Raw genomic sequence first — 20,176 nt, forward strand, 5'->3', positions numbered from 1 at the left:
GTGTTCGGCATCCGTTATCCCATGGGGGAAGGGGAGTCGGCGTGCTCGAACACTCTAGAAATCAACGGGAGATTACACAATCCGTTCGGGTGGAGGAATCGACTTCAGGAGTGGAGACGCGGGTGGTGACATTCCCGGACAGGGTGACCGGCTACCGGTGGGAAGCCGATGTCCGGCAGCATGGGAGCCACCATGGAAGTCCTCGTCGCTCTCCTCGCGTTCGCCGGCGCACTGCTCGCCGGCATCACCACCGGCGTCCTCGTCGGGCGTCTCCGTGACGAGCCGGCCGGTTGGCTGATCGCGTGGAGCATCGCCACGGGCGCGCTCGCGCTGTCGCTCGGCGCCATCGCCGTCGGCCATCTCACCGGGTTCGGGCCCGTGACGTTCCGGGTCTACCAGATCACCGGCTCGCTGCTGGCGCCGATCTGGCTGGCGATCGGCGTCATGCAGCTCCTCGCGGAGAAGGGCGGCGCCCGTTTCGCCGGCTGGCTCCTCGGCGCCGCGCTGACGGTCGTGGGCACGGTGATCATGGTGCTCGACCCCGTCGTCACCGCGGGCTTCGGCAAGTCGCTGCCCGACGGGCCGACCCATTGGGACCTCTGGCCGGAGTGGCTGCTGCGGGGCGTCCACGGCCTGGTGGTCTTCATGCTCCTGCTCTGCCTCGCCATGGCGGTGATGGCCTGGCGGGACGGCGACGAGTACGACGTCGACAACATGAACGCGACCGTCGTGCTCGCCCCGGTGGGAATGGCGGTCTCGGGTGTGCTCGAGTTCGGGCTCCCGGGACTGGTCGTCGTCGTGGCGCTGGCCGCCTCCGCCGGAGGCGTCTGGTACGCCGTGGCCCGGCCGCTCGCGCCGTACGACGACGAGGGCGAGGACGACGAGGCCCCGGAGGAGGAGTGGCAGGGGCGGCGCGGCGGCCGGGCCGACAGCGCCCTGCGGGCCGAGACCCGCGTGCCCTCCGCGCCCTCCGGGCCGCCCGCGCCGCCGCGCGGAGCTCAGGGCGGCCGCCCCGCCGGACCGGGCGCGGTTCCACCCGGGATGCCGGGAGCGGCCGGGGTTCCGGGAGCCGGGGGTCCGGGGGCGCCGCGCCGTTCCGGGCTCGGCGACCTGGTGGCCGAATACCGGGCGGGAGAGCAGGGCGAGGTCGACTACGCCGCCCGCATGCGGCCCTCGGACGGTCCTTCGCGCGCCGACGAGTTCGGCGGGCCCGCGACCGGACAGCTTCTCGCCGCCGACCAGTACGGCCAGCCCCGCCGGCCCGAGTACGGCATGCCCGCGGCGTCTCCGGCCGAGCCCGACCGGGCGATGCCCGCCACGGGGGCCCTCTATCCCGGGACGGAGGTCCCCGACCCGGCCGACCTCGCCGCGAGCTTCGGCGTGGGGTTCGGCGGCAGGTCCCGCCCGGCCATGAGCAGCCAGGACGGCGGGCAGGGGGACCGGCAGGGGCCGCGGCAGGCGGGCCGGCCCGCCGGTCAGGGGGGCTCGGTGAAGCCGGCCCCCGGCATCTACGGCCTGCTGACCGTCTTCACGCTGCTCGACGGTTCTGGCGAGGCGTTCGACAAGCTGGCGGAGGAGACGGTGGAGGCCGTCCAGCGCAACGAGCCCGACACGCTGCTGTTCGTCTGCCACGCGGTCAAGTCGGCCCCGCTCCAGCGCATCGTCTACGAGCTCTACCGGGACGAGGTCGGCTACGGCGAGCACCAGCGGCAGCCGCACATGGAGCGGTTCGCGACCGAGCGGGTGAGGTACGTGCTGGCGGCCAACGTGATCGAGCTCAGCGTCAACGCCGCCAAGGTGGTCCCCCTCCCCACCCGCCAGATCCTCTAGGCCCCCTCGATCATGAGGGGGTCTCGCACAGGGCGGCGGTGACCACTGAGTCGAGGTCGGCGTTGTGGACGCCGTCGATGCGGTACAGGTTGGTCATCACCGTTATCTGCCTGCCGTCGAGGGTCGCCCCGCCGCTGGTCCTGAAGCCGAGCATGTCGCCGCTGTGGCCCCAGAGCACCCCGCCGCAGGGCAGCGGTGTGCTCATCAGCCCCAGGCCGTAGCCGCTGCCGTCGGGGCCTATCGGACGGGTTGTCATCATCTGTTTCAGCTCGGCGGGACGCAGCAGGCGGCCGCGGAGGAGGGCGCCGTAGAAGCGGTTGAGGTCCGACGCGCTGGAGATCATCCCGCCGGAGGCTCCGGCGACCGTGGGGTTGAGGCGGGTGATGTCGAGCAGGCCCTCGCCGGTCTTGAGGTATCCGCTGGGGTGAGGGCCGGGAATGCCGAGCGCGTCTTCGGGGACGGAGGTGGCGTTCAGGTGCAGCGGGCGCAGGATGCGCCTGCGGATCTCCGTGCCGTAGGTGTTGCCGGTCTCCTTCTCGATGATCAAGGCGACGATGAGGTAGTTGGTGTTGGAGTAGCTCCAGTCGGTGCCCGCGGGGAACTCCGAGGGGTGCCGCAGAGCGAGTTCGACCAGGTCCATCGGGTTCCAGTGGTCATAGCGGTGCGCCACGATGTCGGCGGGGTTCAGCAGCGCCAGATAGTCGGGCAGGCCGCTCGTGTGCTGGAGCAGGTGGCGTACGGTGATGTCGGGCGCCAGCAGGCCGGGCAGATAACGGTCGACCGGCGCGTCCAGCTCGATCTTGCCCTCGGCGACGAGCTGGAGCGCCACAGTGGCGACGAACGTCTTGGTCTTGCTGCCGATCCTGAACCTGCTGTTCGCCGGCACCGGTCGTCTGGTGACCGTGTCCCGCACCCCACTGGTGATCGTCACGTCTCCGTGCCGGTCGTGTATCTCCGCCAGCGCTCCCGGCACGTCGTCGCCGGTGGTCAGTTGCCGGAGGGCCTGGCGTAACCCTGGATGGTTCTCGGCTGCCGCCGCCGGCAGGGGCAGAAGAGAGACCGCGATGCATCCCGCGATCGCCGCGCTCAGTGCTCGTATGGACATAAGCAGGAGGTTCGCAGCGGTTCACGAGCTCGGCATCGTCCCCACTGACCAAGGTCGTGCTCATCCGTCCGGACGAGACGACCCTGAGCCGGATCAGGGTGGCCGCGACGACTCCGGCCTCGGCCTCAGCGCCGCAGGGCCTCGCGGAGGCGGTTCTCGTTGACCCGCCAGTAGTCGTGCTGCACGCCGTCGATCAGCACGACGGGGATCATCTCCCAGTACTCGGCCTGGTCCTCCGGCGAGGCGGTGATGTCGCGTTCCTCCCAGGGGACGCCCAGCTCCGCGGCCACGCGCTCGATCACCGCGCGGGCGTCGTCGCACAGATGGCAGCCGGGCTTGCCGAGCAGCGTGATCCGGTGGTCTCGAGGAGCCATGCTCTCGATTATCGCGATCCCTCCGGCCCGGAATGGAGACCGCCGCCCCCTCCTGGGACCCTTGAGTGCGAGGGAAGCCGCACGATCGACTTTGTGCATAGCTTCACAAAGGCACTAGCCTGGTACTCATCCGTCGCATCCGCTATGCGGCCGGGGGCGCAACCGGCCGTCCGTCCCCCTGGAGCCCCGGCAAGTGATCCGCCGTATCCCGCAGGCCCGCGACCGCGGCATCCCCGACGCCACGGTGGCGAGGTTGCCGCTCTATCTGCGCGCACTCAACGGGATGGCCGAGCGGGGCACGGCGACGGTGAGCTCGGAGGATCTCGCACTCGCCGCCGGCGTCAACTCCGCCAAGCTCCGCAAGGACCTGTCCCACCTCGGGTCGTACGGCACCCGGGGCGTGGGCTACGACGTGCAGTACCTCATCTACCAAATATCGCGTGAGCTTGGTCTCACTCAGGACTGGGCCGTGGCCATCGTCGGCGTGGGAAACCTCGGCCGGGCGCTGGCCAACTACGGCGGGTTCGCCTCCCGCGGGTTCCGGATCGCGGGCCTGCTGGACGCGGATCCGCACGTCGTGGGCGATCGCATCGCGGGTCTCGTCGTCGAGCACGCCGACGAGCTGGAGTCGGTGATCAAGAAGCGCGGAGTCTCGATCGTGGTGCTCGCCACCCCCGCCACGGCGGCGCAGCAGGTCTGCGACCGTGTCATCGCGGCCGGCGTCACCAGTATTTTGAACTTCGCCCCCGTCGTCTTGGCTGTGCCTGACGGCGTGGATGTCCGTAAAGTCGATTTATCCATCGAACTGCAGATACTTGCGTTCCACGAGCAGCGCAAGGCTAATGGAGGGCCCATCATGGCCGAGGAGTGGCCGGACGGGGTGGTCATGTGAGTGAGCCATCGATCGGAGCGAGCTCATGAGTGTCCTCGTCGTCGGCCTGAGCCACCGGACCACGCCGGTCGCGCTGCTCGAACGTGTCACGGTCAGCGGGGACGCGCTCGTCAAGCTGCTGCACGACGTGCAGTCCGACGAGAACGTGTCCGAGGCGCTGGTCGTCTCGACGTGCAACCGCGTCGAGGTCTACGCCGTGGTCGACCGGTTCCACGGCGGCGTCACCGCGGTGACGAACATGCTCGCCGCGCACTCGGGCCTGCCGCAGGAGATGCTCGCGCGGCACCTGTACGTGCACTACGAGGACCGGGCGGTCCAGCACCTGTTCGCCGTCGCCTGCGGGCTCGACTCCATGGTGATCGGCGAGGGGCAGATCCTCGGCCAGATCCGGACCGCGCTGCGCCTGGCGCAGGAGGAGGGCACGGCCGGGACCACGCTCAACGAGCTGGCCCAGCACGCGCTGCGCGTGGGCAAGCGCGCGCACGCCGACACGGGCATCGACCGGGCCGGCGCGTCGCTGGTCGGGGTGGGGCTGACGCTCGCCGAGCGGGTGCTCGGCCCGATCACCGGCAGGCGGGCCCTGGTCGTGGGCGCCGGTTCGATGAGCTCGCTGTCCGCCGCGACGCTGTCCCGCGCGGGCGTGACCGACATCGTCATCGCCAACCGCACCCGCGAGCGGGCGGAACGGCTCGCGGAGACGGTCGGCGGGCGGGCCGCGGACCTGGCCGACGTCCCCGCAGAGCTGGCGGAGGCCGACCTGGTCATCTCCTGCATCGGCGCGGGAACCCGCACCATCACCCCGGAGACGATCGGGGACCGCGACAGGCCGCTGTTCGTCCTCGACCTCGCGCTGCCCCACGACGTGGACCCCGGCGTACGGGACCTGCCCGGCGTGACGCTGGTCGACCTGAAGTCGATGCAGCAGGACGGCGTGGGCGACGACGTCTCCGACGGCGGCAGGGCCGAGGCGATCTGCGAGGTCAGGCGCATCGTGGCCGAGGAGGTCGCCGCCTATCTCGACGCGGCGCGCGCCGCGCTCGTCACCCCCACGGTCGTGGCCCTGCGCAGCAAGGCCGCCGGGGTGGTCGAGACGGAGATGGGCCGGCTGCTGTCCCGCCTGCCGGACCTCGACGGGCGGATGCGCGACGAGATCACCCAGACTGTACGGCGGGTCGTGGACAAGCTGCTCCACGAGCCGACCGTACGGGTCAAGCGACTGGCCGCATCCCCGGGCGGCGACCAGTACGCGGAGGCGCTGCGCGAGCTGTTCGGCCTCGACCCGAAGACGCCCGAAGCCGTCGCGAGCCTGGAGGTGGAACAGTGACCGTCCCCCTGCGGCTCGGCACCCGCAAGAGCCTGATGGCGACCACGCAGTCGCAGATCGTCGCCGACCGGCTGACCGCCCTGACCGGCCGGGAGGTGGAGCTCGTCGGCGTCACCACGTTCGGCGACGTGTCCCGGGCCCACCTGACCCAGCTCGGCGGCACCGGCGTGTTCGTCAACGACCTGCGCGGCCGGCTGCTCGCCGGCGAGGTCGACTTCGCGGTCCACTCGCTGAAGGACCTGCCGACCAAGCCGGACGAGCGGATCGCGATGGCCGCGATCACCCGGCGGGACGACCCGCGCGACGCGCTCGTCGGCCCGGTCAAGCTGCACGACCTGCCCGCCGGCGCCCGCGTCGGCACCGGCTCACCGCGCCGGGTGGCCCAGCTGCGCCTGCTCCGGCCGGATCTCGACTACGTCCCCATCAGGGGAAACGCGGACACCCGCATCGGCAAGGTGACGTCGGGCGAGCTCGACGCCATCGTGCTGGCCGCCGCAGGGCTGGTCAGGATCGGCCGGGACGGGGAGATCGCCCAGGTGTTCGAGGTCGACGAGATGCTGCCCGCTCCCGGGCAGGGCGCCCTCGCGGTCGAGTGCCTGGCCGACCGCGACGATCTCATCGAGTTGCTGCGCGCCGTCGACGACCCGCCGACGCGGGCCGCGGTGGACGCCGAGCGCTCGGTGCTCGCCGCCCTCGAGGCCGGTTGCGCGGCCCCGGTAGGTGCTTTCGCCTCCGGTGACGGGCACATTCTCAATCTGACCGCCACCGTCGTCGCCGTCGACGGCGCGCGGTCGGTGCGCAAGTCCGCCTCCGGACCCTCTACGACGGCCATGGAGATGGGCCGCGAACTCGCGGCAGCCATGATCGCCGAGGGGGCCGACACGTTGATGGGGGAGCAGGCCCGTTGAGCCCCGCGAATCACAGCACGCAGACCCGGTCCGGGTTCGTCGCCTTCGTCGGCGCCGGCCCCGGTGACGAGAACCTGCTCACGTTGCGCGGCGCCGACCTGCTGGGCAGGGCGGACGTCGTCGTGCTCGACCGGCAGGCGTACGGCGCGCTGCTGCGCCACTGCCGCGAGGACGCCGAGGTCGTGGACATCTCCGCCGACGCGGCGGAGAACTCGGTGTCGCTGAAGACCATCCAGGCCGCCAAGGCGGGCCGCACGGTCGTGCGGCTGTGCTCGGGCGACCCGTCCTTCTTCTCCTCCGTCACCGACGAGGTGGCCGCCTGCGCCAAGGCGGACGTGGACTTCGAGATCGTGCCCGGCGTGCCGCCGGCCACGGCCGTGCTGACGTACGCCGGCATCCCGCCGGCGGCGTCGGTGCCGGAGTTCCGCATCGTGGACGCCGCGCAGGTGGACGACTGGGCCAAGCACGCCGCGTGCGAGGGCACGCTGGTGATCTACAACGGCGTCGCGGACGCGGTCCCGATCAGCAAGGCGCTGATCGCGGGCGGCAAGCCCGACTCGACGCCGGTGGCGGTGACCAGCGACGGCACGACCACCGAGCAGTACACGGTGGTCTCCACGCTCGGGCGGCTCGGTCCCGACCTCAAGCACGCCGGGATGACCGAGCCCGCGCTGGTCGTGGTGGGCGACGCCGTCGGCATGCGCGACCGCCTGTCCTGGTTCGAGACCAAGTCGCTGTTCGGCTGGCGGGTGCTCGTGCCGCGCACCAAGGAGCAGTCCAAGGGGCTGTCGGAGCAGCTGCGCTCGTACGGTGCGGTGCCCGAGGAGGTGCCGACGATCTCCGTCGAGCCGCCGCGCACGCCGCAGCAGATGGACCGCGCCATCAAGGGCCTGGTGACCGGCCGCTACGAGTGGGTCGCCTTCACCAGCGCCAACGCGGTCAAGGCGGTGCGTGAGAAGTTCGAGGAGTACGGCCTGGACGCCCGGGCGTTCGCCGGGCTCAAGGTCGCCGCCGTGGGCGAGGCCACCTCGCGGGCGCTGGTGGAGTTCGGTGTGAAGCCCGACCTCATGCCGACGGGCGAGCAGTCGTCCGAGGGCCTGCTGGCCGAGTGGCCGCCGTACGACTCGATGCTCGACCCGATCAACCGGGTGCTGCTGCCGCGGGCCGACATCGCGACCGAGACACTGGTGGCGGGGCTGACCCAGCTCGGCTGGGAGTGCGACGACGTGACGGCCTACCGGACCGTGCGCGCCGCGCCGCCGCCCGCCCCGATCCGCGAGGCGATCAAGGGCGGCGGATTCGACGCCGTGCTGTTCACCTCGTCCTCGACCGTGCGGAACCTCGTCGGCATCGCAGGGAAGCCGCACAACGTCACGGTGATCGCGGTCATCGGTCCGCAGACGGCGAAGACGGCCGAGGAGTTCGGCCTGCGGGTCGACGTGATGGCCGACAAGCCGTCCGCTTCGGCTCTCGCCGCGGCGCTGGCTGACTATGGTGCCAAGATGCGGCACGCCGCCGTCTCGGCGGGCGAGGTGCCCCGTCGTCCGTCCCAGATGCGTAGGGGCGCGCGGCGACGCGTGAAATGAATTGATTCGCAGGCGGCCCGCCGGGGACATCCGGCGGGCTTGCGCGATCCGGAGCGGGGAGACCATTGTGAACGCCCAATACCCGGTGGCGCGGCCCCGGCGGCTGCGCCGTACCGCCGCGATGCGCCGGATGGTCGCGGGGACGCGGCTGCACCCGGCCGAGTTCATCCTGCCGATGTTCGTCAAGGAGGGCATCGCCGAGCCGCAGCCGGTGGGCTCCATGCCCGGGGTCGTCCAGCACACCCGCGAGTCGCTGCGCAAGGCGGCCCACGAGGCGGCCGAGGCCGGCGTGGGCGGGATCATGCTGTTCGGGATTCCCGCGCACAAGGACGCCCGGGGCTCGGGCGCCGACGACCCGGACGGCATCGTCCAGGTGGCGCTGCGCGACCTCGCCTCCGACCTGGGCGACGCGCTGGTGCTGATGACCGACACCTGCCTGGACGAGTACACCGACCACGGCCATTGCGGCCTGCTGACGGCCGACGGCGAGGTGGACAACGACGCGACGCTGGAGCGCTACGCGTCGGCGGCGGTCGCGCAGGCGGCGGCCGGCTCCAGGATGATCGCGCCCAGCGGCATGATGGACGGCCAGGTGGGCGCCATCCGGGCGGCCCTCGACGCCGGCGGCTTCGCCGAGATCCCGATCCTGGCGTACGCCGCCAAGTACGCCTCCGGGTTCTACGGGCCGTTCCGCGACGCCGCGGAGTGCGCGCCGCAGTTCGGCGACCGCAGCGCCTACCAGCAGGACCCGGCCGGTCCGATCGGCGAGGCGCTGCGCGAGGTGCGCCTCGACCTGGCCGAGGGCGCGGACGCCGTCATGGTCAAGCCCGCCCTCGCCTACCTCGACATCCTGCGGCAGGTGCGCGACACCGTCGAGGTGCCGGTCGTGGCCTACCAGGTCAGCGGCGAGTACGCGATGGTCGAGGCGGCGGCGGCCAACGGCTGGATCGACCGGGAGCGGGTGATCATGGAGTCGCTGATCGCGATCCGCCGCGCCGGTGCCGACATGATCCTCACTTACTGGGCCACCGAGGTCGCCCGCGGACTATCCTGACACCTCATCAGGGGGGTCCTGCCAAGCCGCAATCGGGCAGAAGGCATTATCAGGTACGTACCGCGAGCATCTTGCGTATCGCAGGAGGGCAGCGGGTGTGACGCTTGTGGGGAGGAGCGCCATGGTGGGGGTACCGCTGGCCCGACGTGCGAAACGGCGCGCGCATCACGCGCCGCGCAAGATGACGTCGGTGCTCGAGTACGCGCAGTTGGGCTGGGCGAGCTGTATGGGCGCCCACCCGCTGAGCGAGGGAGGCAGGGCGTGCTCCTGCGACCGGGTCGGCTGTCCCGACCCCGGCATGCACCCGCTGTCGCCCGCGTGGCAGATGCAGGCCACGACGGACACGGCGCTGCTCACGCGGTGGTGGAAACAGGATCCGGACGCGAACGTGATCCTGCCCACCGGCAGGGTGTTCGACGTGTTCGACGTACCGGCCTCGGCGGGCCGTCCCGCCCTGGCCGCCATGGACGCCGCAGGCTTCGACACGGGCCCGGTCGCCGAGAACGGCGACCGGGTGCTTTTTTTCGTGGCCACGCGTGGGGCTCCCGAGGACGAGGACGAGTGGTGGTCCTGCAGCCTCGACGCGGGACCCGAGACGATCGACAGCACGCCGGGGCTGCGCTGGCACTGCCGGGACAGCTACGTGCTCGCGCCGCCGTCCACCACGCCCTCGGGCGGGGTCGTGAGCTGGATCAGGCCCCCCGACGGGCGTCCGCTGCCCGACCCGCTGCGCGTGCTCGACCTGCTCGCCGACTTCTGCGAGTAGTTCCCGGTAGGGGCTCCGCACGGGTGGGCCCGTAATCTGGAGGGCGTGACTCGCACGCAGACCTCCGAGGACCTGTTCGACCGCGCCCGCCGGATCGTTCCCGGCGGCGTCAACTCGCCGGTGCGCGCCTTCGGCGCCGTGGGCGGCACGCCCCGCTTCATGGCCTCCGGCGAGGGGCCGTACATCACCGACGTGGACGGCAACCGCTACGTCGACCTGGTGTGCTCCTGGGGCCCGATGATCCTCGGCCACCGCCACCCCGCTGTGGTGGAGGCCCTGGAGGAGGCCCTTTCGCGCGGCTTCTCGTTCGGCACCGCGACCGAGGGCGAGGTCCTGCTCGCCGAGGAGATCGTCTCCCGGGTCGCCCCCGTCGAGAAGGTCCGCCTGGTCAGCTCCGGCACCGAGGCCACCATGTCCGCCGTACGGCTGGCCCGCGGTTTCACCGGGCGGGCGAAGGTCGTGAAGTTCGCCGGCTGCTACCACGGGCACGTGGACGCGCTGCTGGCCTCGGCCGGGTCCGGGGTCGTCACCTTCGGCCTGCCCGACACCCCCGGCGTCACCGGCGCCTCGGCGGCCGACACGATCGTCCTGCCGTACAACTCGGTCGAGGCGGTAGAGGAGGCGTTCCGCACGTTCGAGGTCGCCTGCGTGATCACCGAGGCGTGCCCGGCGAACATGGGCGTCGTGCCGCCCGCGGACGGCTTCAACCGGCGCCTGCGCGAGCTGTGCACCGAGCACGGCGCGTTGCTGATCATCGACGAGGTGCTGACCGGCTTCCGCGTGTCCGCCTCCGGCTGGTACGGCATCGACCCCGTCGAGGCCGACCTCATGACGTTCGGCAAGGTCATGGGCGGCGGTCTGCCCGCCGCCGCGTTCGGCGGGCGGGCGGAGGTCATGGCCGCGCTCGCCCCCGAGGGGCCCGTCTACCAGGCCGGCACGCTGTCGGGCAACCCGCTCGCCTGCGCGGCCGGGCTGGCCACGCTGGGTGCCTGCGACGACGACGTGTACGACAGGATCGACGCGTCCGCGCTGGTCATCGGCAGGGCCGCCTCCGACGCGCTGGCCGCCGCCGGGGTCCCGCACCGCCTCCAGCGGGCCGGGAACCTCTTCTCGATCTTCTTCACCGACACCCCGGTCACCGACTTCGACTCGGCCCGGACGCAGAACACCGACGCGTACCGCGCGTTCTTCCACAGCATGCTCGACCAGGGCGTCTACCTGCCGCCGTCGGCGTACGAGGCGTGGTTCCTGTCGGCCGCCCACGACGACGAGGCGCTCACCCGGGTGGCCGAGGCCCTGCCCCTGGCCGCCAAGGCCGCCGCCCAGGCCGCCGGGGTCTGACTCACTTCACCAGCTGATCGAGATCCACCTCGAAAGGGAAGGGCACCTGCACCGCCAGGTGCCCGTGGTGGATCCCGGTCGGCGTGTACACGCCCGTGGCGGGGTCCCGTTCGTACACGTAGACGACGGGACGCCCGTCGCTCTCCTCCACCCGCCAGAAGTGCGGGATGCCCGCCTCGGCGTACCGCAGCGGCTTGAGTTTGCGGTCGCGCTCCACCGACTCGGGGGAGACGATCTCGACCACGAGATGGACCTCTCGCGACTCGTAGAAAGTACGCGCGTTGTCCGCCGCGGCCTCGGCGTCGATGACCATCAGATCCGGGCACGGACGCGTCCGAGGGCCCAGCTTGACGTCCATGCGATGGACTGCCGCCAGATAGCCGGGAGCCTGGTCGTCGAGGCGCTTGGTGAACTCCTGGATCAAGCGCTGGTGGAACCGCTGTTGCGGGGCCATGAAGACGAGCGCTCCGTCGATCAGTTCCACGTGCCGGAAGAAGTCGGGCTCGCCGTTCGGACCCTCACAGGGCAGATGATCGAGGTCGTCCACGCTCCACCCCCAGGGAGGCGGTGCCGGCCAGTACTCGAACGCGCTGCTCACGTCAGGCAGTGTAGTGACGAGACCGTCACTCCGCGTGTAGACCGGGGGTGGGTCAGCGGGAGGCGGGGAGGGGGTGCTTTTGGGAGGCGGGAGCCGTACGGCGGCGTGAGTTGGCGAGCAGGAGGCCGGCGAGGATGAGGACGCCCGCGGCGACCGTGAGAGGGGAGATCGGCTCTCCGGTGAACAGCGCGGCGGAGGCGATGCCGAAGACCGGCACGAGCAGACTGTACGGCGCGACCACCGAGGCGTCGTAGCGCGCCAGCAGCCACCCCCACACGGCGAAGCCGCCGAGCGTGGACAGGAACGCGGTGTAGAGCACGGCCCCCACGGCCTCGGCCGTGAACGACGTCAGCGAGGACGGTCCCTCGGTCACCAGGGAAAGCACCAGGAGGGGCGGCGCCGAGACCGCGCTGACCCAGACCATGAACCGCAGGGAGTCGGGCGGCGCGGCCTTGCGGGTGGCGACGTTGCCGAGCCCCCACCCGGCCGCCGCGCCGACGCACAGCAGGAACGCCCCGAAGGGGATCGCCCCCGACCTCGCGGCGACGCCTGCCGCGATCAGGCCGAGGCCGCCGAAGGCCACCGCCATCCCGGCGATCCGCCGAGGGCCGAGCCGTTCGCCCAGCAGCGCGGTCGCGAACAGCGCGGTGAACACGGCCTGCACCTGGATGACCAAGGAGGTCAGCCCGGCAGGCATCCCGGCGCGCATTCCGAGCAGGAGCAGGCCGTACTGGGCGACGCCCAGCGACGCGCCGGTGGCCAGCACCCACCGCCAGGGCACGCGCGGCCCTCCGGCGACCAGTACGGCGGGGAAGGCGGCCAGCAGGAACCGGAGTGCGGCGTACGTCAGCGGCGGGTAGTGCTTCAGGCCCGTCTGCATCACGACGAAGTTGACGCCCCAGACGGCCGCGAGCGCGACGGCGAGGGCCAGGTGGCGGGGGCGCATGGATCAGAGGGAGATCAGCGGGAGATCGGCGGGAGATCAGCGCGAGGGACGGCGCTCGCGGGTCTGCCTGGCCTGCCTCGCCAGCGTCTCCAGATAGGAGGTCTGCTCGGAACGGGTGGACTTCGTGAAGAGCTTGTTGAAGATTCGCATGTCTATATCGTCGCATCGCTAAACAGTTGAGCGCAAACAAGTTTTTCTAAGCAGCACGGTTTAGACTGTCTACATGTTGGACCTGAACCGGTTGAAGGCACTGCACGCCGTGTCGGTCTACGGCTCCGTGGGCGCGGCGGCCGAGGCGCTGATGGTCACCCCTTCGGCGATCTCCCAGCAGCTCGCGAAGCTCGAACGGGAGACCGGCGCCGTCCTGATCGAGCGCAACGGGCGCGGCGTCAAGCTGACCGACGCCGCCGGGCTGCTCGCCGAGCACGCCGAGCGCATCCTCGCGCTCGTGGAGACGGCGGAGGCCGACTTCGAGGCGCTGCGCGGGGCGGTGGTCGGCAAGCTGACCATGGCCGCCTTCCCCACCGCGGCCCGGGGCATCGTGCCGCGCGCCCTGACCACGCTCAAGAGGCAGCATCCCGATCTCGACCTGCTCGTCTACGAGAGGGAGCCGGAGCGGCAGATCCGCGAACTGGCACGCGGCGACCTCGACCTCGCCGTCCTGCAGGACTGGCTCAACCGGCCGATGGCGCTGCCCGAGGGCCTGTCGCGCACGGCGCTGCTCGACGACGTGGCCGACGTCGTCGTGCCGGCCGACCACCCCCTGGTGAACGCCGACCGGGTGCGGCTGAGCGACCTCGCCGGCGACAACTGGATCAGCTCGACCCCCGGCACGGTGTGTCACGACTTCCTGGTGTTCCTGCTGCGTTCCGAGGAGCGGGAGCCGCGGATCGTCTGCATGGCCGACGAGTACCCCACCCAGCTCGCGCTGGTCGCCGAGGGCCACGGCTGCGCGCTCATCCCCCGGCTGGGCCGGGGACCGCTGCCCGAGGGCGTCGCCGTCCTGGCCGTCCAGCCGCCGCCGGTGCGGCGCATCTACGCGGTCTGGCGCACCGACGCCGCCCGGCGTCCCGCGATCCGCGCCGCCGCCGACGCGCTGCGCTCCGCGTGCTCAGAGCTGCTCGGCGGGTAGGCTGTCCAGGTCATGACAGAGATGACCATCGTTCACCTGCTCCGGCACGGTGAGGTTCACAATCCCCGTGGGGTCCTGTACGGCAGGCTGCCGGGCTACCACCTGTCCGAGACCGGCCGCCGGATGGCCGAGGTGGTCGCCAAGGCCGTCGGGGGCAGGGACATCGTCGCGGTGTGGAGCTCGCCCATGGAGCGCGCCCAGGAGACCGCGGCGCCGGCCGCCCTGGCCTTGGGTCTGGAGGTGGCGACCGACGAGCGGCTGATCGAGGCGGGCAACGTCTTCGAGGGTCTTCGGATGACCGGGAGCGACAACGTCTTCCGCGACCCCCGCTCCTACCGCCACTTCAGGAACCCGTTCCGTCCGTCGTGGGGCGAGGCGTACACCGAGGTCGTGGCGCGCATGAAGGCGGTCGTGGACGACGCGCGGGCGGCGGCGCGCGGCCACGAGGCACTGCTCGTCAGCCACCAGCTGCCCATCTGGATCATCCGGCTGGCGGCCGAGGGCAGGCGGCTCTGGCATGACCCACGCCGCCGCCAGTGCGCGCTCGCCAGCCTCACCAGCCTGACCTTCGAGGGCGATCGGCTCATCAGCGTCGGCTACAGCGAGCCCGCGGGTGCGCTGCTCAGGGCCGGTGCGCCGCCGCAGGGTGAGGCCGCGCTGTTCGACAAGGCCGACGAGGCGCTCCCGGAGGCCCTTCGGGCGGGCTCGGAGGACGAGGAGACGCCCGGACCGCGATCCGTCCCCGGCGTGTGACCCGCCGAACGGGGCACCCGCACCGGTCGGTAGGCTTACAGCTCTACCGGTTGTAGTACAAGGAGATCCTCCTCCCGTGTCCGCCAAGCGCCTGTCCGCCAACCGCGTGACCGCCAACCGCGCCACCGCCAAGCGTCTGACCGCGCTCGTCGCCGCGGCCGTGGCCGCGACGACCCTCGCCGGCTGCGCGGGCGGTCAGGCGGCCCAGCCTCGCTCCGGCGACACGCGCTTCGTCGCGGGGGACGGTCGTGTCGAGTTCTTCGCCGCCGCGCAGCGCCACAAGGCGCCCGTGATCGAGGGGCAGACCCTCGACGGCGGCACGGCCTCGCTGACCGCGGGCAAGGTCCACGTGCTGAACTTCTGGGCCTCTTGGTGCGCGCCCTGCCGGGCGGAGGCGCCCACGCTCAAGGACATCGCGGCGACCACCAAGTCCAAGGGCGTGGAGTTCCTCGGCGTCAACTTCAAGGACCTCGAGGCGTCCGCGCAGGCGTACGACCGGGCGGTCAAGCCGGGCTACCCGAGCATCTACGACCAGAGCGGCAAGGTGCTGCTGCAGTTCCAGGGCACGGTGCCGCCCGCCGCCATCCCCTCCACGTTGATCATCGACGCCCAGGGCCGCATCGCCGCCCGCGCGCTCGGCGCGGTCAAGTACGACGACCTGCTGTCGGCCGTCACCAAGGTGACCGATGAGTGACCTCGGCAGCACCGTCGCGACCGGGTCGCTGCTGCTGGCCGCGCCGATCGCGGCGGTCGCCGGGCTCGTGTCGTTCGTCTCGCCGTGCGTGCTGCCGCTGGTCCCCGGCTACCTGTCGTACGTCACGGGCATGAGCGGCGACCAGAAGCGGGGCCGGATGGTGCTCGGCAGCGCGCTCTTCGTGCTCGGGTTCGCCGTCGTGTTCGTGCTGGGGGGCGCGCTGTTCGGCGGCCTCGGCGCGGCGCTGCACGGCAACGCCGACGTGATCACCAGGGTTCTCGGCGTGGTGACGATCGTGCTCGGGCTGGCCTTCGTGGGGATCGTCCCGGGCCTCCAGCGTGACGTGCGCATCCATCGGCTTCCCGCGGCAGGGATCGCGACGGCACCGCTGCTCGGGGTCGTCTTCGGCCTCGGCTGGACGCCGTGCATCGGCCCGACGCTGGCGGTGGTGATGACGCTCTCGGTGAACCAGGGCAGCGCGCTGCGCGGCGCCGCCCTCGCCTTCGCGTACGCGCTGGGCCTCGGCCTGCCGTTCGTGCTGGCGGGGCTGGCCTACCGGAAGGCGCTCCACACGTTCAAGGCGGTGCGCCGCCACACCCCGCTGATCACCAAGGTCGGCGGCGCGATGCTCGTGGCCGTCGGCGTGCTGCTCGTGACCGGGCAGTGGTCGGAGATCATCGTCCACCTGCAGGTGTGGGTCGGCGGCTTCAGGCCGGTGATCTGATGAGCGCCCCCGACGACCTCGCCTCCGCCGTACGGGACGAGCCCGCGGCACAGGAGCAGGCCGAGCAGCAGGCACAGGAGCGGACGAAGCCCGTCGGCCTGGGGCCTGTCGGCTGGATGCGCTGGACCTGGCGCACGCTCACCTCGATGCGCACGGCCCTGATCCTGCTGTTCCTGTTCGCGCTCGGCTCGGTCCCCGGGTCCGTCTACCCGCAGCGGAGCGTCGATCCGGGCCGGGTCGCGCAGTATTTCAAGAACAACCCGACCCAGGCGAAGTGGCTCGACCGGTTCTGGCTGTTCGACGTCTTCAGCTCGCCCTGGTTCGCCGCGATCTACCTGCTGCTGTTCATCTCGCTGGCCGGGTGCGTGTTCCCGCGCGCGCTGACGCACATCAAGGAGATCAGGCGCCGCCCGCCCGCCGCGCCGCGCAACCTCCTGCGCCTGCCGCACAGCGAGGCGTTCGAGGGCGGGCTCACGCTGGAGGAGGCCGCCGCCGCGCTCAGGCGCAGGCGGTTCCGGGTGGTCACCGGCGACGGCTGGGTGTCGGCCGAGAAGGGCTACCTCCGCGAGACGGGCAACCTCTTGTTCCACGTCGCGCTGCTCGTGCTGCTGTTCGCCGTCGGCGCCGGAGGCCTGTTCGGCTACCGCGGCAACGTGCTGGTGGTGGAGGGCGACGGCTTCTCCAACGCCGTGGCCGCATACGACCGCTTCATGCCCGGCAGCCGGGTCACCGCCGAGTCGCTTGAGCCGTTCTCCTTCACCCTGAAGGACTTCCAGGCCAGCTACGTCGCCGCGGGGGAGAAGCAGGGCCAGCCGCTCGACTACCTCGCCAAGCTGACCGTGCAGGACTCGCCGACGGCCGCGCCGCGCGAGGTGGACCTCAAGGTCAACGACCCGCTGGACGTGAACGGCACGCTGACCTACCTGATCGGGCACGGCTACGCCCCCACGTTCCGGGTGACCGACGGCAAGGGCCAGGTGGCCTACGACGGCCCGGTGCCGTGCCTGGCCGGCGACCAGGCCACGTACACGTCCGAGTGTGTGATCAAGGTGCCGGACGCCCAGCCGACCCAGCTCGGGTTCCTGGCGCGCTTCCTGCCCACGACCGTGCCGAACGGCGACGCCTGGGTGTCGATCTTCCCGGGAGCCGCGAACCCGACCGTGCAGGTCTTCCCGTTCGGCGGCGACCTCGGCCTGAAGTCGGGGCAGCCGCAGTCGGTGTACCAGCTCGACACCACCAACCTGAAGCCGCTCGGCAAGATGTCGGCCCAGCCGACCCCGCTCAACGTGGGCGAGACCAAGGAACTCGCCGACGGCGCGGGGAAGATCCAGTTCACCGGCGTCAAGGAGTGGATCAGCCTCCAGATCACCTACGACCCGGGCCGGGAGCCCGCCCTGCTGGCGGCGGCCGCCGCGGTGATCGGGCTCGTGCTGTCCCTCACGATCCGCCGCCGCCGCGTCTGGGTGCGGGTGAAGGACGGGACGGTCACGGTGGGAGGATTGACCCGCACCGAAGGCGGCGGCGCGGCCTTCGCCGAGGAGTTCACCCAGATCGTCACCGCCCTGCGCGGCGACCCGCCCGCCGACGACCCGTCCGCCGACAAACCGGACGGCGGCGCACCGGACGCGCCCACCGGAAACGCTGCGCCGGGCGCCCGCCCGGACGAGGAGTGAGTGATGCCCGCCGAGGTCAATGAGAGTCTCGCCACGCTGAGCGACCAGCTCATCCTGGCCACCGTCCTGCTGTATCTCGCCGCGATGATCTGCTACGCGCTGGATCTCGCCTTCGGCCGGGCCCGCACGGTCGTGGCCGTACGCCGGCGGCAGCTGGTCGGCGCGGGCGGTCCCGCGCTGCCGGAGGACACGACTGGAGACACGACGGAGGATCCAGGCCCGCAGCCGGCCGCGTGGGCGGTCCGGGCGGGAACGATCGGCGTGGTCCTCACCTGGATCGCGTGGGCCGGCAACCTCGGCGGCATCCTCACCCGCGGCATCGCCGTCGACCGGTGGCCGTGGGCCAACATGTACGAGTTCGTGGTGGCCATCTGCTTCGCCGCCGTCACCGCGTTCCTCGCGCTGCTGATCCGCCAGCCGATCCGCTTCCTCGGCGCGTTCGTGACCGTGACCGCGGCGCTCGGGCTGGGCTTCGCCGTGCTGTTCCTGCACGTCCAGGCGGGCCCGGTGATGCCCGCGCTGCACTCGTACTGGATCGCGATCCACGTCACGGCGGCGATCGTGGCCAGCGGGCTGTTCATCCTGGCGGGCGTCTGCGCGATTCTCTACCTGATCCGCAAGGACGGGCGGCCGTCGGTGCTGCCGAGCAGGGAGGGCTTGGAGCGCGTCGCGCACCGCGCGATCGTCATCTCCTTCCCGATCTGGACCTTCGCCGTCATCGCCGGCGCTCTGTGGGCAGACCGGGCGTGGGGCCGCTACTGGGGCTGGGACCCCAAGGAGGTGTGGGCGTTCGTCACGTGGGTGGTCTACGCCGCCTATCTCCACGCCCGGGCGACGGCCGGGTGGCGCGGCAAGGCCGCGATGGTCGTTTCGCTGGTCGCCTTCGCCTGCCTGCTGTTCAACCTCGTCGGCGTCAACATCTTCTTCTCGGGACTGCACTCCTACGCCGACGTGCCCAAGTAAAGACGGGCGGCGCCCGGGGGAGAGGGGCGCCTGGGGATGGGCGGCGTCCGGGGGGAGGATCAGTCCTCGTCGCGCAGGCGCCGCTCCAGGCTGCGCAGGAACTCGGGGTCGTCGTCGGGGCCGCGGGGCACGTCGGCGCTCTGGGCCCACCGGCCGCCGCCACCCGCCGCGTACATGGCGTGCCGGGCACGGGGGCGACCCACGAGGAGCCAGGTCAGCGCGCCCACGTCCGCCAAGAAGATCACGATGAGGACCCACATGAACTTGGGGAGATTGCGCACATCCTCCTCGGGGGTCGTGATCACGTCGAACAGGCAGTAAAGCCAGAGGGCAAGCAGCGCCAGGCCGATAATCACGCTAGGCATGCCCACACGGTAAGCCATACCGGTGACTGATCGTGTCGGCCTTCGGGGTGACGGGGGCAGCCCGGCAACGTACGGTGGACCGGTACACGGCATGCCGGGAACGCGGAGCCTGACAGAGGGGTGCGATGGCGGAGCCGGGCGACAGGGGCCGCCACCGGCGGGGGTCGCGGTGGTGGCAGCGAGGGCCCTACTGGTCCTCCCACCGCCGTACGGACCTCCCCGAACGCCCTCCCGATCGTGTTTCCGACCGGGCCGCCGACCGTACGGCGGAGCGGACCCAGGACCGGCCCACAGAACGGTCCGCGGAACGGCCGCAGGGCCGTCGCGCACAGTGGGATGCGCAGTGGGACGCACAGTGGGACGCGCAGGGGGATGCACGGTGGGGCGCCGACTGGACCGGATGGCCGCCGGAGCAGCCGGTGGATCGGGTCCACACGGTGACGGCGCCCGTGGCGGACGACCGGCCGCACTACACCTGGCGGGACTTCGAGCTCGACGACCTCCCGACGCGGGCCGCGCCCCACTCTCCCGACGCGCCCGACCTGCGGGACGGCAGACGGCACTGCGGGCCGCTGGAGCGGATCCTGTACCGCGAGTGGGACGCCGCCGAAGGGCCGCCCTCCGCCGACGCCGTACGGGCCGTGGACAGCCTGGCGAGGCTGCCCGAGCAGCTCAAGACCAAGCTCGCCATCGGGCTCGAAGGCATCTACGTCGGGCGCGGCGGGGTGCCCGACCTGGACGACATGGGCTACCTGCGCGGCGCGCCGCTGCCGTCGGGACGGGCCACCTGGGACATCTGCGCCGGCGCGTACGGCGACCGCAAGATCGTGGTGGGGGACCGGCCGTCGCCCACGCCCGACGTGATGATGCACGAAGTCGGACACGCGCTGGACGACGTGGACGCCGGTCCGGGAGAGTGGGTCTCGGACTCTCCCGAGTTCGCGGCGCTCTACGAGGAGTGCCTGCCGCTGTTCGCGTCGTCGTTCCACCGGCAGCCCGGCGGCCTGGGGTGCAAGGAGTTCTTCGCCGACGCGTTCGCGGCGATCGCGTCCCGGCAGCGTCCGGCCCTGGTCGACATGCTGGGCGGCGACACGCGGGCCGCCCTCAACGTCATGCTCTTCTTCAACCGGCGTTACGGAATCTAGGTG

Annotated in this window: 20 protein-coding genes; 15 read left to right on the forward strand and 5 right to left on the reverse strand. The window is 71.7% G+C overall.

The annotated features are described in order from the left end of the window. Positions 1–192 precede the first annotated feature (192 nt). Positions 193–1,830: a hypothetical protein gene (locus FH610_RS10310; RefSeq protein WP_139574062.1), complete on the forward strand. Its 1,638-nt coding sequence runs from the start codon at positions 193–195 to the stop codon at positions 1,828–1,830. Between the two features lie 10 nt (positions 1,831–1,840). On the opposite strand, the gene FH610_RS10315 is transcribed toward FH610_RS10310, so the two are convergent. Beyond that, a complete protein-coding gene (locus tag FH610_RS10315; protein ID WP_139574063.1) occupies positions 1,841–2,935 on the reverse strand; it encodes a serine hydrolase domain-containing protein in 1,095 nt (364 codons plus the stop codon). A 125-nt stretch (positions 2,936–3,060) separates the two neighbouring features. Next, positions 3,061–3,309 (reverse strand): glutaredoxin family protein, encoded by a 249-nt coding sequence (locus tag FH610_RS10320; RefSeq protein WP_139574064.1) that lies wholly within the window; start codon positions 3,307–3,309, stop codon positions 3,061–3,063. Positions 3,310–3,502: 193 nt separating this feature from the next. Between FH610_RS10320 and FH610_RS10325 the strand changes: the two genes are divergently transcribed. The 7 genes from FH610_RS10325 (at position 3,503) to hemL (ending at position 11,180) form a co-directional block, all read left to right on the forward strand. Next, the gene (locus FH610_RS10325; protein ID WP_139574065.1) at positions 3,503–4,201 is read left to right on the forward strand and encodes a redox-sensing transcriptional repressor Rex; all 699 of its coding nucleotides are present in this window, start codon (positions 3,503–3,505) and stop codon (positions 4,199–4,201) included. Positions 4,202–4,226: 25 nt separating this feature from the next. Then, positions 4,227–5,525, forward strand: coding sequence for a glutamyl-tRNA reductase (locus FH610_RS10330; protein ID WP_139574066.1), 1,299 nt, complete (start codon positions 4,227–4,229; stop codon positions 5,523–5,525). Between the two features lie 35 nt (positions 5,526–5,560). Then, positions 5,561–6,433 carry a hydroxymethylbilane synthase gene (gene hemC / locus FH610_RS10335; protein WP_205825678.1) on the forward strand — a complete coding sequence of 291 codons (873 nt, stop codon included), beginning with the start codon at positions 5,561–5,563 and terminating at the stop codon, positions 6,431–6,433. Then, positions 6,430–8,019 carry a bifunctional uroporphyrinogen-III C-methyltransferase/uroporphyrinogen-III synthase gene (locus FH610_RS10340; protein ID WP_139574068.1) on the forward strand — a complete coding sequence of 530 codons (1,590 nt, stop codon included), beginning with the start codon at positions 6,430–6,432 and terminating at the stop codon, positions 8,017–8,019. The genes hemC and FH610_RS10340 overlap by 4 nt, the downstream gene beginning before the upstream one ends. Positions 8,020–8,086: 67 nt before the next feature. Then, entirely contained in the window at positions 8,087–9,073 is a 987-nt protein-coding gene (gene hemB, locus FH610_RS10345) for a porphobilinogen synthase (protein ID WP_139574069.1), read from the forward strand. 121 nt (positions 9,074–9,194) lie between these two features. Beyond that, positions 9,195–9,839, forward strand: a complete 645-nt coding sequence (locus FH610_RS10350) for a bifunctional DNA primase/polymerase (protein ID WP_139574070.1) — start codon at positions 9,195–9,197, stop codon at positions 9,837–9,839. A gap of 45 nt (positions 9,840–9,884) precedes the next feature. Beyond that, positions 9,885–11,180 (forward strand): glutamate-1-semialdehyde 2,1-aminomutase, encoded by a 1,296-nt coding sequence (gene hemL / locus FH610_RS10355; protein WP_139574071.1) that lies wholly within the window; start codon positions 9,885–9,887, stop codon positions 11,178–11,180. 1 nt (position 11,181) lies between these two features. Here hemL and FH610_RS10360 read toward each other — a convergent pair whose 3' ends face one another. Next, a complete protein-coding gene (locus FH610_RS10360) occupies positions 11,182–11,778 on the reverse strand; it encodes a Uma2 family endonuclease (RefSeq protein ID WP_240808874.1) in 597 nt (198 codons plus the stop codon). 52 nt (positions 11,779–11,830) lie between these two features. Further along, the gene (locus tag FH610_RS10365) at positions 11,831–12,724 is read right to left on the reverse strand and encodes an EamA family transporter (RefSeq protein ID WP_139574073.1); all 894 of its coding nucleotides are present in this window, start codon (positions 12,722–12,724) and stop codon (positions 11,831–11,833) included. A gap of 223 nt (positions 12,725–12,947) precedes the next feature. Between FH610_RS10365 and FH610_RS10370 the strand changes: the two genes are divergently transcribed. The 6 genes from FH610_RS10370 to ccsB all read left to right on the forward strand — a co-directional run bounded on the left by FH610_RS10370 (position 12,948) and on the right by ccsB (position 18,663). After that, a complete protein-coding gene (locus tag FH610_RS10370) occupies positions 12,948–13,856 on the forward strand; it encodes a LysR family transcriptional regulator (RefSeq protein ID WP_139574074.1) in 909 nt (302 codons plus the stop codon). A gap of 12 nt (positions 13,857–13,868) precedes the next feature. Continuing rightward, complete coding sequence (locus FH610_RS10375; RefSeq protein ID WP_139574075.1) at positions 13,869–14,609, forward strand: histidine phosphatase family protein; 741 nt, start codon at positions 13,869–13,871, stop codon at positions 14,607–14,609. A 76-nt stretch (positions 14,610–14,685) separates the two neighbouring features. Next, on the forward strand, positions 14,686–15,303 hold the full coding sequence (locus tag FH610_RS10380; RefSeq protein WP_338104528.1) for a TlpA family protein disulfide reductase: 618 nt from the start codon (positions 14,686–14,688) through the stop codon (positions 15,301–15,303). Continuing rightward, positions 15,296–16,027, forward strand: a complete 732-nt coding sequence (locus tag FH610_RS10385) for a cytochrome c biogenesis CcdA family protein (RefSeq protein ID WP_139574076.1) — start codon at positions 15,296–15,298, stop codon at positions 16,025–16,027. Before FH610_RS10380 ends, FH610_RS10385 begins: the two co-directional genes overlap by 8 nt. Next, positions 16,027–17,700, forward strand: a complete 1,674-nt coding sequence (gene resB, locus FH610_RS10390) for a cytochrome c biogenesis protein ResB (protein WP_139574077.1) — start codon at positions 16,027–16,029, stop codon at positions 17,698–17,700. Before FH610_RS10385 ends, resB begins: the two co-directional genes overlap by 1 nt. Positions 17,701–17,703: 3 nt before the next feature. After that, positions 17,704–18,663, forward strand: a complete 960-nt coding sequence (ccsB, locus tag FH610_RS10395; RefSeq protein WP_139574078.1) for a c-type cytochrome biogenesis protein CcsB — start codon at positions 17,704–17,706, stop codon at positions 18,661–18,663. Between the two features lie 59 nt (positions 18,664–18,722). Here the strand turns inward: ccsB and FH610_RS10400 are convergent, their stop codons facing one another. After that, positions 18,723–19,028 carry a PLD nuclease N-terminal domain-containing protein gene (locus tag FH610_RS10400; protein ID WP_167538701.1) on the reverse strand — a complete coding sequence of 102 codons (306 nt, stop codon included), beginning with the start codon at positions 19,026–19,028 and terminating at the stop codon, positions 18,723–18,725. A gap of 125 nt (positions 19,029–19,153) precedes the next feature. Here FH610_RS10400 and FH610_RS10405 point away from each other — a divergent pair, with 125 nt between their 5' ends. Further along, entirely contained in the window at positions 19,154–20,173 is a 1,020-nt protein-coding gene (locus tag FH610_RS10405; RefSeq protein WP_205825664.1) for a hypothetical protein, read from the forward strand. Positions 20,174–20,176 lie beyond the last annotated feature (3 nt).

Source organism: Microbispora catharanthi (assembly GCF_006334915.2).
GTDB lineage: Bacteria > Actinomycetota > Actinomycetes > Streptosporangiales > Streptosporangiaceae > Microbispora > Microbispora catharanthi.

What these genes read in the sequence shown, in the direction of transcription:
- FH610_RS10310 (WP_139574062.1), top strand. Translation starts at nt 193, where the DNA reads ATGGAAGTCCTCGTCGCTCTCCTCGCGTTCGCCGGCGCACTGCTCGCC.
- FH610_RS10315 (WP_139574063.1), bottom strand. Translation starts at nt 2,935, where the DNA reads ATGTCCATACGAGCACTGAGCGCGGCGATCGCGGGATGCATCGCGGTC.
- FH610_RS10320 (WP_139574064.1), bottom strand. Translation starts at nt 3,309, where the DNA reads ATGGCTCCTCGAGACCACCGGATCACGCTGCTCGGCAAGCCCGGCTGC.
- FH610_RS10330 (WP_139574066.1), top strand. Translation starts at nt 4,227, where the DNA reads ATGAGTGTCCTCGTCGTCGGCCTGAGCCACCGGACCACGCCGGTCGCG.
- hemC (WP_205825678.1), top strand. Translation starts at nt 5,561, where the DNA reads ATGGCGACCACGCAGTCGCAGATCGTCGCCGACCGGCTGACCGCCCTG.
- FH610_RS10350 (WP_139574070.1), top strand. Translation starts at nt 9,195, where the DNA reads ATGGTGGGGGTACCGCTGGCCCGACGTGCGAAACGGCGCGCGCATCAC.
- FH610_RS10365 (WP_139574073.1), bottom strand. Translation starts at nt 12,724, where the DNA reads ATGCGCCCCCGCCACCTGGCCCTCGCCGTCGCGCTCGCGGCCGTCTGG.
- FH610_RS10370 (WP_139574074.1), top strand. Translation starts at nt 12,948, where the DNA reads ATGTTGGACCTGAACCGGTTGAAGGCACTGCACGCCGTGTCGGTCTAC.
- FH610_RS10375 (WP_139574075.1), top strand. Translation starts at nt 13,869, where the DNA reads ATGACAGAGATGACCATCGTTCACCTGCTCCGGCACGGTGAGGTTCAC.
- FH610_RS10385 (WP_139574076.1), top strand. Translation starts at nt 15,296, where the DNA reads ATGAGTGACCTCGGCAGCACCGTCGCGACCGGGTCGCTGCTGCTGGCC.
- resB (WP_139574077.1), top strand. Translation starts at nt 16,027, where the DNA reads ATGAGCGCCCCCGACGACCTCGCCTCCGCCGTACGGGACGAGCCCGCG.
- ccsB (WP_139574078.1), top strand. Translation starts at nt 17,704, where the DNA reads ATGCCCGCCGAGGTCAATGAGAGTCTCGCCACGCTGAGCGACCAGCTC.
- FH610_RS10400 (WP_167538701.1), bottom strand. Translation starts at nt 19,028, where the DNA reads ATGCCTAGCGTGATTATCGGCCTGGCGCTGCTTGCCCTCTGGCTTTAC.
- FH610_RS10405 (WP_205825664.1), top strand. Translation starts at nt 19,154, where the DNA reads ATGGCGGAGCCGGGCGACAGGGGCCGCCACCGGCGGGGGTCGCGGTGG.